General features: G+C 73.9%; 12 protein-coding genes. 9 read left to right on the forward strand and 3 right to left on the reverse strand.

Features of this window, described 5'->3' with window-relative positions; translation table 11 throughout:
* Positions 1-78: 78 nt before the first annotated feature.
* Genes QF032_RS07625 through QF032_RS07645 form a run of 5 tightly spaced genes read left to right on the forward strand, consistent with a single transcriptional unit; the run spans position 79 to position 4,505 of the window.
* Positions 79-1,380, forward strand: a complete 1,302-nt coding sequence (locus tag QF032_RS07625; protein WP_307041041.1) for an MFS transporter — start codon at positions 79-81, stop codon at positions 1,378-1,380.
* On the forward strand, positions 1,377-2,231 hold the full coding sequence (locus QF032_RS07630) for a putative hydro-lyase (protein WP_307055516.1): 855 nt from the start codon (positions 1,377-1,379) through the stop codon (positions 2,229-2,231). Before QF032_RS07625 ends, QF032_RS07630 begins: the two co-directional genes overlap by 4 nt.
* 20 nt (positions 2,232-2,251) lie before the next feature.
* Positions 2,252-3,019, forward strand: coding sequence for a LamB/YcsF family protein (locus QF032_RS07635; RefSeq protein WP_307041044.1), 768 nt, complete (start codon positions 2,252-2,254; stop codon positions 3,017-3,019).
* Between the two features lie 2 nt (positions 3,020-3,021).
* On the forward strand, positions 3,022-3,639 hold the full coding sequence (locus QF032_RS07640; protein WP_307060179.1) for a 5-oxoprolinase subunit B family protein: 618 nt from the start codon (positions 3,022-3,024) through the stop codon (positions 3,637-3,639).
* Positions 3,636-4,505: a 5-oxoprolinase subunit C family protein gene (locus QF032_RS07645; protein ID WP_307055518.1), complete on the forward strand. Its 870-nt coding sequence runs from the start codon at positions 3,636-3,638 to the stop codon at positions 4,503-4,505. The genes QF032_RS07640 and QF032_RS07645 overlap by 4 nt, the downstream gene beginning before the upstream one ends.
* A 401-nt stretch (positions 4,506-4,906) precedes the next feature.
* On the opposite strand, the gene QF032_RS07650 is transcribed toward QF032_RS07645, so the two are convergent.
* Together QF032_RS07650 and QF032_RS07655 are read right to left on the reverse strand one after the other, a co-directional pair.
* Complete coding sequence (locus QF032_RS07650; RefSeq protein ID WP_307055519.1) at positions 4,907-6,328, reverse strand: HEAT repeat domain-containing protein; 1,422 nt, start codon at positions 6,326-6,328, stop codon at positions 4,907-4,909.
* A 323-nt stretch (positions 6,329-6,651) separates the two neighbouring features.
* Positions 6,652-7,044 (reverse strand): ankyrin repeat domain-containing protein, encoded by a 393-nt coding sequence (locus tag QF032_RS07655; protein WP_306954023.1) that lies wholly within the window; start codon positions 7,042-7,044, stop codon positions 6,652-6,654.
* Between the two features lie 263 nt (positions 7,045-7,307).
* On the opposite strand from QF032_RS07655, the gene QF032_RS07660 reads away from it, so the two are divergent.
* Both QF032_RS07660 and QF032_RS07665 read left to right on the forward strand, forming a co-directional pair.
* Positions 7,308-7,502 carry a hypothetical protein gene (locus QF032_RS07660; RefSeq protein WP_057583729.1) on the forward strand — a complete coding sequence of 65 codons (195 nt, stop codon included), beginning with the start codon at positions 7,308-7,310 and terminating at the stop codon, positions 7,500-7,502.
* A gap of 40 nt (positions 7,503-7,542) precedes the next feature.
* Positions 7,543-9,240 (forward strand): ATP-binding cassette domain-containing protein, encoded by a 1,698-nt coding sequence (locus QF032_RS07665; protein ID WP_307055521.1) that lies wholly within the window; start codon positions 7,543-7,545, stop codon positions 9,238-9,240.
* A 204-nt stretch (positions 9,241-9,444) separates the two neighbouring features.
* Here QF032_RS07665 and QF032_RS07670 read toward each other — a convergent pair whose 3' ends face one another.
* Complete coding sequence (locus QF032_RS07670) at positions 9,445-10,941, reverse strand: SCO1417 family MocR-like transcription factor (RefSeq protein ID WP_307055523.1); 1,497 nt, start codon at positions 10,939-10,941, stop codon at positions 9,445-9,447.
* Positions 10,942-11,040: 99 nt separating this feature from the next.
* On the opposite strand from QF032_RS07670, the gene yczE reads away from it, so the two are divergent.
* Positions 11,041-11,733, forward strand: coding sequence for a membrane protein YczE (gene yczE, locus QF032_RS07675; RefSeq protein ID WP_307041054.1), 693 nt, complete (start codon positions 11,041-11,043; stop codon positions 11,731-11,733).
* Positions 11,730-12,497, forward strand: coding sequence for a glycerophosphodiester phosphodiesterase (locus QF032_RS07680; RefSeq protein WP_307041057.1), 768 nt, complete (start codon positions 11,730-11,732; stop codon positions 12,495-12,497). Before yczE ends, QF032_RS07680 begins: the two co-directional genes overlap by 4 nt.
* The last annotated feature ends 9 nt before the right edge of the window (positions 12,498-12,506 follow it).

Raw genomic sequence — 12,506 nt, forward strand, 5'->3', positions numbered from 1 at the left:
TCCCCACCGCGGCGACCCGCCTCCCGCACGGCACGGCTCACCTCTCAGCACCGTCCGTCATCCCTCAGCGAGGTGCCCATGAGCACGACTCCTCCCTCACCGGTCCCAGCCGCCGACGCCCTCGACACCACCGCCGAACACTCCCCCGACGACGGGGCGTTCGCCTGGCTGCGGGCGCTCGGACCGCGCGGCAGGCGCGCCTTCGCCGGCGCGTTCGGCGGCTACGCCCTCGACTCCTACGACTACTTCACGCTGCCGCTGAGCATGGTGGCGCTGGCGGCGTACTTCGGTCTGGACAGCGCTCAGACGGGCCTGTTCACCACCGTCACGCTGGTCGCCTCCGCCGTCGGCGGCGCCGCCGCGGGCGTACTGGCCGACCGGATCGGCCGGGTCAGGGCGCTGATGATCACGGTGATCACCTACGCCGTCTTCACCGTCGCCTGCGGCTTCGCGCCCAGCTACGAGACGCTGCTGGTCTTCCGCTCCCTCCAGGGCCTCGGCTTCGGCGGCGAGTGGGCGGTCGGCGCGATCCTGGTCGCGGAGTACGCGAGCGCGAAGCACCGGGGCCGCACCCTCGGCGCGATCCAGAGCTCCTGGGCCGTCGGCTGGGGCCTCGCGGCGCTGGCGTACACGCTCGTCTTCTCGTTCGTCGGCGACGACATGGCCTGGCGGATCATGTTCTGGACGGGCGCGCTGCCCGCCCTGCTCGTGGTGTGGATGCGGCGCCGGGTGAAGGACGCGCCGCAGGCCGAGGCCGCACGCGCGCGGAGCGCCGACAAGGGCTCGTTCCCGGCGATCTTCCGGGGGCCGCTGCTGCGGACGACGGTGTTCGCCGGACTGCTCTCGACCGGTGTGCAGGGCGGCTACTACACGCTGGCGACCTGGGTGCCGACCTACCTGAAGTCGGAGCGCGGTCTGTCGGTGGTCGGCACCGGCGGCTATCTGACGTTCCTGATCTCCGGTGCCTTCCTCGGCTACCTGACCGGCGGGTACCTCACCGACCGGCTGGGCCGGCGTCGCAACATCTGGCTGTTCGCCCTGCTGTCGGCGGTGTGCATCCTGGCGTACGCGAACATCCCGAGCGGCGCGGACACCCTGCTGCTCGTGCTCGGCTTCCCGCTCGGGTTCTGCATGTCCGCGATCTTCAGCGGCTTCGGGTCGTATCTGAGCGAGCTGTATCCGACCGCCCTGCGCGGCACCGGTCAGGGCTTCACCTACAACACCGGCCGCGCCGTGGGCGCCGTCTTCCCCACGACGGTCGGGTTCCTGGCCGACAGCTGGGGTGTGGGCGGCGCGCTGGTCTTCGGCGCGATCGGGTACGCCATCGCCGCCCTGGCGCTGCTGGGGCTGCCGGAGACGCGTGGAAAGGAACTGGAGTGAACCGACCTGCCCTCACGCGGGAACACCGTCCGCCGAGCGCCGCGGACCGTCCCGTCACCCTCTCCGAGGAGCACGCGCACGCGTGGAGCCCCGCCGCGGCCCGGGCCCGCTTCCGGGCGGGCCTGGCGGGCCCCACGGCCGGGGTCGCGGCCGGGCACACCCAGGCCAACCTGATCTCGGTGCCGGCGGACTGGGCGTACGACATGCTCCTGTTCTGCCAGCGCAACCCGAAGCCCTGTCCGGTCCTCGACGTCACGGACGCCGGCTCCTTCACGACGGTCCTCGCCGAGGGCGCGGACCTGCGCACCGACCTGCCGCGCTACCGGGTGTGGGAGGACGGGGAGCTCGTCGACGAACCGACGGACGTGCGCGCGTACTGGCGCGACGACCTGGTGTCGTTCCTGATCGGTTGCAGCTTCACCTTCGAGTGGGCCCTGTCCGAATCCGGCGTCCCGATCCGGCACGTCGAGCAGGGGCGGAACGTTCCGATGTACGTGACGAGTCGTGAGTGCCGCCCGGCGGGCCGGCTGCACGGGCCCCTGGTGGTGTCCATGCGGCCGGTGCCGCCGCGGCACCTGGCGACGGCGATCCGGGAGAGCGGTCTGCTCCCGGCGGTGCACGGCGGCCCCGTGCACTGCGGTGATCCTTCGGGGCTGGGCGTCGTCGACCTCGGCCGTCCCGACTTCGGCGACGCGGTGGACGCCGAGCCGGACGACATCCCGGTGTTCTGGGCCTGCGGCGTCACCCCGCAGGCCGCGGTCATGGCGTCGCGCCCGCCCTTCGCCCTCACCCACGCCCCGGGACAGATGTTCCTCACCGACGCCCGCGACGAGCAGTACCGCGTGGCCTGAGAAAGAGGTACGAAGGAATCATGACCGCGACGACCGCGATCGATCTGAACGCCGACCTCGGCGAGGGCTTCGGCCGCTGGCAGCTGACCGACGACGAGCGGCTTCTGTCCGTCGTCACCAGCGCCAACGTGGCCTGCGGCTTCCACGCCGGCGACGCGGTCACCATGCGGCGGGTGTGTTCACTGGCCGTCGAGCGGGGGGTCACCATCGGGGCCCAGGTCTCCTACCGGGACCTGGCCGGTTTCGGGCGGCGCGCGATGGACGTGCCGTCCGCCGAACTGGCCGCCGAGGTGGCGTACCAGATCGGCGCCCTCGAGGTGTTCGCCCGGGCGGCGGGCGCGCGCGTGGCGTACGTGAAACCGCACGGCGCGCTCTACAACCGGGTCGTGCACGACGAGGAACAGGCCGGCGCGGTGGTCGAGGGAGTGCTCCTCGCCGACGCCGCGCTGCCCGTCCTCGGGCTGCCCGGCTCCCGGCTGCTGGAGCTGGCCCGCTCGGCGGGGCTGCCGGCCGTCCCGGAGGCCTTCGCCGACCGCGCGTACACCGAGCAGGGCACGCTCGTGCCGCGTGGGCGTGCCGGGGCCGTGGTCACCGACCCGGACGCCGTCGTCGCGCGGTCGGTGAGCCTGGCTCGCCTCGGCCGGGTCGTCTCCGGGGCGGGGACCGAGATCGACGTCCGCGCGCGTTCCCTGTGCCTGCACGGGGACACGCCCGGTGCGGTGGATCTGGCGCTGCGGGTGCGGCGCGGGCTCGAGGAGTCGGGCGTGCGGGTGGAGGCCTTCGCATGAGCATGCGCATCCTGCCCGTCGGCGACGACGCCCTGCTGGTCGAGGTGGCGTCGAGGGCGGAGGCCGAGGCCCTGCACGCCGAGCTGGTACGTCGGCGCGAGGCGGGTCTGCTCGGCGCCCGTGAGATCGTCCCGGCGGCCCGCACCGTCCTCTTGGACGGCCTGGCCCACCCCGGGCGGGTGGCGTCCGAGCTCGCCGCCGCGCACGTGCCGCCCGCTCCCCCGCGCGAGCGCGAGGTCGTGGAGATCCCGACGCGTTACGACGGCCCGGACCTGGGCGAGGTCGCCGCCCTGTGGGGCGTCCCGGAGCGGGAGGTGGCCCGTATCCACGCGGCCGCCGAGTTCCGGGTGGCGTTCTGCGGCTTCGCGCCCGGCTTCGGGTATCTGACGGGCCTGCCCGCCCGCTACGACGTCCCCCGCAGGGCGGCCCCGAGGACGGCGGTGCCGGCCGGCTCCGTGGCGCTGGCGGGGCCGTACACGGGCGTGTACCCCCGGGCGTCGCCGGGCGGCTGGCAGCTCATCGGGACCACCGAGGCGGTGCTGTGGGACCACACGCGCGTGCCGGCCGCGCTGCTGTCGCCGGGCACGCGGGTGCGTTTCGTGCCGGAGGACGGGGCATGAGCGACCGTGCGATGTCCGTCGTCCGCGCCGGGGCGCTGACCACCGTTCAGGACCGGGGCAGACCCGGGCACGCGCATCTCGGCGTGCCGCGCAGCGGTGCGCTCGACGGGCCCGCGGCGGCCCTGGTCAACCGGCTGGTGGGCAATCCGCCCGACGCGGCCGTCCTGGAGACCACGCTGACCGGCTGCGCCCTCGCGCCGCGTTCCGACGTGACGGTCGCGGTCGGCGGGGCTCCCTGCCGGGTCACCGTGGGGGGCCGTCCGGCCGCCTGGGGCGCGCCCGTGCGGGTGCCCGCGGGAGCGGTGCTGGACGTCGGGCCGGCGATCCGCGGAGTGCGCGGCTACGTGGCGGTGTCCGGCGGCATCGTCGTCGAGGCGGTCCTCGGCAGCCGGTCGACGGACCTCCTCTCGGGCCTCGGCCCCCCGCCGCTGACGGACGGTACGGTGCTCCCCCTGGGGCGCGAACGCCCGCCGCACGCGCGCGTGGACGCCGCCCCGCAGCCGGCGCCCCCGGCCGAGCTCGTCCTGCGGGTGACGCTCGGCCCCCGCGACGACTGGTTCACCCCGGACGCGCTGCGCGCCTTCACCGCCCGCACCTTCCACGTGTCCTCGGCGAGCAACCGCATCGGCCTGCGCACCGAGGGGCCCGTGTTGGAACGGGCCCGGGGCGGGGAGCTGGCCAGCGAGGGCATGGTCCTGGGGGCCGTGCAGGTCCCGCCCGCCGGCCGCCCGGTGGTCTTCCTGGCCGACCATCCGACGACCGGCGGCTACCCGGTGATCGGGGTCGTCCGGAGGGCCGACCTGCCGGCCGCCGCCCAGGCCGCGCCGGGAACGCCCGTCCGTTTCGTGGCCGTACGGCGACGGTGACGCGGCAGCGCGCCAGGACGCCGAAAAGGACCACGAACCTCTGCCCGAGGCGCGGTCCTCCGCTCAGACGGCCTGCAACGCCGGGACGACCGTTTCCTACGCGACCGGGCTCGGCGAAACGGCGACGCCATCCACGGCATCGAGGGCATGACGATCGCCCGTTCCGCTCAGCGCGCTCATGGCCCCGCCACGGCGCGCCTGCACGCCTGCGTGAGCACATCCGTTGCGCTGCTGCCCGCGCCCCGCGCGCCCGCGGCCGCGAGGGGCCCGGGTCACCGGGTCGCATTCGGACAGGAGGCCAGGAGGCCGACGGGCCGTCGGCGGTCGCCTCGGCAGGCGCGCTCGCGCCCGTCCCCGGCAGCCGCCGCCGGCCGCGCATCGGGCGGCGGCCTGCCCCGCGTTCACATGGCGGACGTCGCGTCAGGGCCGATCCGGCTGCGTACGGCCGTCTGGACCTCGGCCTCCTCGGCAGGGTCGGCGGCCAGCCGGCGCAGGCGCTCGACGACCCGGGTGTCACCGGTCTCGGCGTGCCGGGCGGCGATCTCGCGGGTGCCCTCCTCGCAGTCCCACAGGCATTCGACGGCGAAGCCGGTGGCGTAGGAGGGGTCGGTGGCGGCGAGTGCCCGGGCGCAGCGGCCACGCAGATGGGACGAGGCCGTCTCGCGGTAGATGTGGCGCAGCACCGGCGCCGCGCAGGCGATACCGAGCCGTCCGGCACCGTCGACGAGCGTCCACAGGCTCGGGGCGTCGCAGCCCTCGCCGCGGACGGCCTCGCGCAGGGCGCCGAGGACCAGGTCGCGGTCCTGGACGCCGCCCCGGCAGGCCAGCATGCGGCCGGCGGCGCCGCCTAGGGCGTCGGGGCGGTGGACCCAGCCGCGAGCCCGGTCGACGGCGGCGACGCTGCGCATCCGTTCGAAGGCGTCGACGGCGGCCTCCACCACGGCGACGGGGCCGGTGGCGACGGCCTGTTCGATGAGGACCAGGGCGTCGGGATCATTGCAGTCGGCGAGGTAGCGCAGAGCCGTACATCGCGCCCCCTCGTCGCCGTCCTTGGCCGCTTGGACGATCTCGGGCCGGTCCTCGGGGCCGGCCACGGCGGAGAGGCAGCGGGCGGCGGGGACATGGAGCGCGGCTCCGCGTTCGACCCCTTGCTGGGCCCACTCGAACACGGCGTGGACACTCCAGCCCGGACGAGGTCCACTGGGACTCATCTGCCGCTGCCATCGGTCGAAACAGCCGGCCTCGTGGGCGGCCCGCACCCGTGTGGAGACGTAGTCCCGGGCGTCCTCGGCCCACAACCGCCAGGGCCGTGGCTCGAAGGCGTCCCGTACGACCGCGGCGAGTTCGGCCTCGCCCTCGGCGTCGGTGGCGAACCGTGCCAGCACGGGCACGGCCAGGGCGCGCAGACCGGCATCGTCGTCCCGCAGGGCGAGTTCGTCCAGGGCCCAGGCCCAGTTGGTCCCCGTGGCGGCGTACCGGCGCAGCAGGTCGAGGGCGTCGCGCCGGCCGTAGGAGGCGAGGTGGCCGAGGACGGCCAGGGCCAGGCCCGTGCGTGACTCCTCGCCGTCGAAGACGTCCTCGACGTCGAAGAGGTGGGCCTCGATCTCGTCCAGCTCGCCGTGCAGGTCGAGGTAGAGACGGGCGTAGTAGAGGGAGCGGTTCTCCACCTGCCAGTCGTGGCGGGGATCCCGCAGGACACAGTGGTTCAGCGCCGCGAGCGCCTCGGCTCGCGGGGCGGTGAGCGCGTGCAGCGTGCCGTCGCCGCGGCCTCTCTGGAGCAGGCCGAGCAGCGTACCGCTGGGCGCTATGACCGGATCGAACATGGGAAACAGCCTCACATCAAGCGTCGACGCAACCGGGGACGTGCATTACCTGGCCGCGTGACAACACGTCGGGGCGCCCGCCGTTTCCTGCTTGCTGTAGACCATTTTCCTCTGCCTCTCGTCGGTGGCCCATGCGGACCGCGTCACGGCCCGCGCGGTGCGGCAACACCTGCCCAGCCATCGCGTCCGTGAATCACGACGTCATGATGACCCGGCTCTTCTACCTGCCGCGACCGAAATTTCCGGCGGCCTTGTACCGCCTCCCCCGTGGTCGTCGATTTACCTGGTGGGAAAATTCCCTTGACCTGCCCTGGACCGTCGGCTCACTGCGCGCCGAACAGGTCCAGCAGCTCTGTCCTGCCGAACATGCGGGCCGTGTCGACGGCCGACGGCGTGCCCTGGGAAGGGTCGGCGCCGGCCTCCAGCAATGCCTTGATCACGTCCGTCTCACCTTTGAAGGCCGCCCCCGCCAGCGGGGTCTGCCCTCGGTCGTTGATCCGGTCGGCCTCGGCGCCGCGGGCCAGCAGGGCCCGGACCGCGTCGGCGTGCCCGTGGTACGCGGCGAGCATCACGAGGGAGTCGCCCCGGTCGTTGGTGAGGTTGGCCGGGACGCCCGCGTCGACGTACGCCACAAGCTCCTCGGTCTGACCCTGGCGGGCCAGATCGAAGATCTTGGTCGCCAGCTCCACGACTTCGGGGTCGGGGGCTTCAGTCATCGGCCGATCCGCCTCTCGCTACAACCGTTCAGGTGAATCGTCAGCGTACTGGCTCGTCGCAAACATGGCCGGTCGCGCCGGCTGCGAAGCTCGCGGACAGCCCCGTTCGACGTGATTCTCCTGCTCAGGCAGCTCTGCGGACCTTCCGCCGACTGAGGGAAAACGCCCGCTTTTCACTCAGTTGCACCTTTTGTCGTATGGATACATCCTGTGATCCTGGAAGTACTCATGGTGACTGTCCCCGCGAACCAGGAGAAACCCAAATGATCCTGTCCATGTCAGGCGTGGTCCTGCTCGGCATCATCGTCTTCCTCTTCTTCCGAAAGGACGGGCTCAAGGCGTCGCACGCCGTGGTCTCGGCCCTCTTCGGCTTCTACATGGCCAGCACGGCCATCGCCCCGAGCATCATGGCCGGCGGCGAGAGTCTGGCCAGCCTCCTCGGCGGCATCAAGTTCTGACGCCGCACGTCCCGTCCGTACGCACCACCAGGAGACAGAAGTGGCCCGGCGCCCCCTCCCCCGCATCCTGAGCACAGGCAGCGCACAGATCGCCCGGAGCAGGGAGCTGGCCCGGACGGCAGCCGACAGCGCCACCGACGTCCTCCATCCGCTGATCACCATGTCCCGCGGACTGCGCCGGCTGGCCTCGGCCGGGCGGCGCAGGTGGGCCGAGACGCCCAAGGACAAACGCGGGCCGCTGCTGTTCCTGGCGGCCTCGGTGGTCCTTGTCGTCGTACTCGTGCCGTACGGCCCGCTGCTCGCCGTCGTCACCCTGGCGGCAGCGGCGGCCTGGCAGGGCAGGGACCGCACCCCAACGGCTCCCGAAGGCCCCGACGAGTCGCAGATCCAGCGGCTCCAAGTGCTGTACGAGGCCCTGGTCCCGTACTTCTCGACGGCCGACGACCCCACCCCCCTGTACGCCCACGGCGGCGACTGGGAGGAGGCCTTCCCCACGCAGGAGTTCGACGACTCGGGCCGCGTGGCCCATCTCGTGATCCGCTACCCCGCGTACTTCCCGGACGGCGAGCCCGGCCCGCGCGCGCGGATCGAGCAGTTGCTCGCCGCGAAGTCCGGCCGCGGCCGCGAGTACCTCTTCGTCTGGGACGAGGAGGGCAACGAACTGACCCTCAGCGTGCTGTCCCCTCTCCCGACCGGCATCTCCGCCCAGCGCTTCGTCACCGCCCCCGGTGAGACGGTCCTGGGCTTCACCGACCCCGCCGGGGTCCAGCGCACGCTGCCTCTCTCGTTCGGCGAGGACCGGCGCGACGTCCCGCCGGTGGTCTGGCGCACCGGCATCCGCTCGACCGAGCCGCATCTGCTGGCGGTGGGCCGACCCGGCAGCGGCACGTCGACGCTGCTGCGCTCCATCGCGCTGCAGGCCCTCCAGCACGGTGACGTGCTCGTCGTCGAGGGCGGCGGCACCGGTGAATACGCCTGCCTGGCCGGCCGGGACGGCGTCCTCGGCGTCGAGGTCGGGCTCTCCGGGGCGCTGGCCGGCCTGGAGTGGGCGGCGGGCGAGACCGAGCGCCGGCTCGTCGCCGCCAACATCGCCCGGCAGGCCGGCGAACCGGCGCCGGAGGACACCAAACGCCCGCTGTGGATCGTCCTGGACCGGCCCACCGTCTTCACCCATCTGGCCGACGCGGAGGGCCGCCGGGATCCGCAGTCCCTGCTGCAGGTTCCCCTCCGGCACGGCCGCGCGGCCGCCGTCACGGTCGTCGTGGCCGAAGAGTTCGACGCCCTGGACTCCCTGAGCGAGGCGGTACGACAGCACACGCGCGCGCGGGTCGTGCTCGGCCCGGCGTCGAGGGAGCAGCTGGAGACGGTCCTCGGCGCACCCCCGCACACCACTCCCGTCGACGACGTGCCGTCCGGGCGGGGGTACGCCCGGCTGGGCTCCGGGGCGGTGCACCGGCTCCAGGTCCCGGCCACGCCGGACCCGTACGACGACGCGACGAGCGACGCGCACCGGTCGGCCGTGCTCGATCTGCTGCCGCCGCGCTCCGCGCCCGCCGACACCGAGCCGCTGCCGGAGCCGGTCGAGACCCCGGTCGCGAAGGTCGTGATCACCAAGAATGCGGCCGCCCCGACCGCGGACCCGCAGAAAGCCGCCCCGCAGTCCGCCGTCCAGGACGCCCCGTCGTCGTCCACCGCGGCGCCGGAAACCGCCGTCGCCGAAGCGGCGGTCGCGGAGTAGCGGAGACCGCACGCGAGGCGGACGTACGGCGGCAGTGGCGGGTGTCGGTCACGCGGCCGCCGTGACCCACGGCCGGACGCACCCCGCCTGCACTTCGCCCGCGCCCGGCCGCAGCCCGGCCGACGCCCTTGTGCCCCGCGCCCCACCCCCTACGCCGGCCGCCCCACTCCCTACGCCGCCCCATTCCCGACGACGTGCTACGTCCTACGCCACGAACGTACGCGGCCCCTCGCCGCCCGCCGTGCCCCCGCTCCGCACGATCCGCGCGGCGGCGGCCAGGCGGGCGGCCGCCTCCTCCGCCACCGCGCCCCCCACGGTGAACGGCAGCCGGACGTAACCCTCGAAGGCGCCGTCGACGCCGAAGCGGGGCCCCGACGGCACCCGCAGACCCACCCGTTCGCCCGCCTCGGCCAGCCGCGATCCGGAGAGCCCTCCCGCCCGCACCCAGAGCGTCAGACCGCCCTTGGGCACGGTGTACTCCCAGTCCGGCAGCTCGCGCCGCAGCGCGGCGACCAGGTCGTCCCGGTTTCCCCGGGCCTGGCTGCGCCGCAGCTCCACCGCCTGCTCCCAGCCTTCGGTGCTGAACAGCCAGTTCACCGCAAGCTGCTCCAGCACCGGCGTGCCCAGGTCGGCGTAGGCGCGGGCCGCGACCAGGCTGCGGACGACGTCGGGGGCGGCCCGGACCCAGCCGATGCGCATGCCGGCCCAGAAGGCCTTGCTCGCGGACCCGACCGTGATCACCGTCGAGCCCGCGGGGTCGAAGCCGCACACCGGCCGCGGCATCTCGACGTCGTCGAGCCACAGTTCGCTCATGGTCTCGTCGGCCACCAGGACCGTCCCGGCGGATCGGGCGGCCTCCACGAGGCGGCGCCGCTGGTCCTCGTCGGCGAGCGCGCCGGTCGGGTTGTGGAAGTCGGCGACGACGTACGCGATGCGCGGCGCGGCGTCCCGCAGCACCTGCCGCCAGCGGTCCATGTCCCACCCGGCCAGTCCGTCCGCCATGGCGACCGGCACCAGACGGGCGCCCGCCTCGCGCATCAGCTGGAGGATGTTGGCGTAGGAGGGCGACTCGACGGCGATGCGCTCCCCGCGCCCGCCGAACAGGTGACAGATGGCGTCGATGGCCCCCATCGCGCCCGTCGTGACCATGATCTGCTCGGGCATCGTGGGAATCCCGCGCGCCGTGTACCGCTCGGCGATCATCGTCCGCAGCGCGGGCAGGCCCGCCGGATAGTCGCCGTGCGTGTGGGCGTACGGAGGCAGTTCCTCCAGCGCGCCCTGCACGGCGCGGGTGAGCCACGGCTCGGGGGCGGGCAGGGCCGCGCAGCCCAGGTCGATGATCGAGCCCAGGGCCTCGGGCGGCAGCGGTTCCAGGCCGCGGGCCGGGACCGGGTTGCCCGCCGGAACGGCCGTCCAGCTCCCCGCGCCGCGCCGGGACTCCAGGAAGCCCTCCGCGCGCAGCGCCTCGTAGGCGGCGGCGACGGTCGTCCGGCTCACGGACACGGCGAGGGCCAGTTCCCGTTCGGCGGGCAGGCGCGCGGCGACGGGCACACGGCCCTCCAGCACCAGCAGCCGGACGCCGTCCGCGAGTGCCCGGTAGGCGGGCGGCCGGCGCGAGCCCGGGCCCGCCGGGCGGTCCTGCTGGGACTTGAGGAGCCGCGCGAGCTGGGCGGCCCCCACCGCTGAGGTCCACTGCGCCATGGATATCAGTCCACCTTCCCCGAATTGGCCATGGATGCCTTTCGCTTCCCAGCCACAGAGTGTCACGAGTCAGGCCACTACCACCACAGGGGGCACCTCTTGGAGACCACAGGACTTCTCCGGCGTCCGGCGCGGCGACGTCCGGCGCCGGGAGGACTGCCGCGACGGCTGATCCAGCTGTACGCCGGACTCGCGCTCTACGGGGCCAGCTCGGCACTGCTCGTCAAGGCGGGCCTCGGGCTGGAGCCGTGGAACGTGCTGCACCAGGGCCTGGCCGAGCTCACCGGAATGACGATCGGGGTGGTGACGACCCTCCTCGGCGCGGTGGTGCTGCTGCTGTGGATCCCGTTGCGCCAGCGCCCGGGCCTCGGCACGATCTCCAACGTGCTGGTCATCGGCGTCGCGATGGACGGCACGCTCGCCCTGGTCCCCGAGGCGCACGCCCTGGCCGTGCGCGTTCCCCTGATGGCGGCGGCCGTCGTGCTCAACGGGGCCGCCACCGGCCTGTACATCGCGGCCGACTTCGGCCCCGGCCCGCGCGACGGGCTGATGACGGGACTGCACCGGCGCACCGGGCGCTCGATCCGTCTGATGCGCACGACGGTCGAGGCGCTGGTCGTCGTGACCGGGTTCGCGCTCGGCGGCACCATCGGCGTCGGCACCGTGCTCTACGCGGTCGCGATCGGCCCGCTCGCCCAGTTCTTCCTGCGGGCGTTCGCCGTCCCCACGCCGGCCGCCGGCAGCACGATCGTTGCCGCAGGGGCACCCCGGGGAGCGATACTGCGTCCGTGACCAGCTCCATGCGCCACCCGTACCTCGATCACCCGCGGCCCATACCGATCGCCCACCGAGGCGGGGCCGCGGACGGCCTGGAGAACACCGTGGCGCAGTTCCGGCGCGCGGTCGAGGCGGGCTACCGCTACATCGAGACCGACGTGCGCGCCACCCGGGACGGCCGGCTCGTCGCGGTCCACGACGCGACGCTGGACCGGGTCACCGACGGCTCGGGACGCATCGCCGACCTCCCGTGGTCGGACGTGGCCCACGCGCGCGTGAGCGGCACGGAGCCGGTGCCGCTCTTCGAGGAACTTCTGGAGACGTTCCCCGAGGTGCGGTGGAACATCGACGTCAAGGCGGAATCCGCCCTGCACCCCCTGCTCGATCTGATCGGCCGCACGGACGCGTGGGCCCGCGTCTGCGTCGGCTCGTTCTCCGAGGCCCGCGTCGCCCGTGCCCGGCGGCTGGCCGGCCCGCGCCTGGCGACGTCGTACGGCACCCGGGGCGTGCTCGGCCTGCGGCTGCGGTCCTGGGGTGTGCCGGCGCCGTTGCGCCGCTCGGCGGTCGCCGCGCAGGTGCCCGAGGCGCGGTCGGGGGTCCAGGTGGTGGACCGGCGTTTCGTCCGCGCCGCGCACGCGCGTGGGCTGCAGGTGCACGTGTGGACGGTCAACGAACCGGATCGGATGCACCGGCTCCTCGACCTGGGGGTCGATGGCATCATGACCGATCACATCGACACGTTGCGCGAGGTCATGCAGGACCGGGGCGTCTGGGTCTGACCTCGGCCC

This window comes from Streptomyces achromogenes (assembly GCF_030816715.1).
GTDB classification, from domain to species: domain Bacteria; phylum Actinomycetota; class Actinomycetes; order Streptomycetales; family Streptomycetaceae; genus Streptomyces; species Streptomyces achromogenes_A.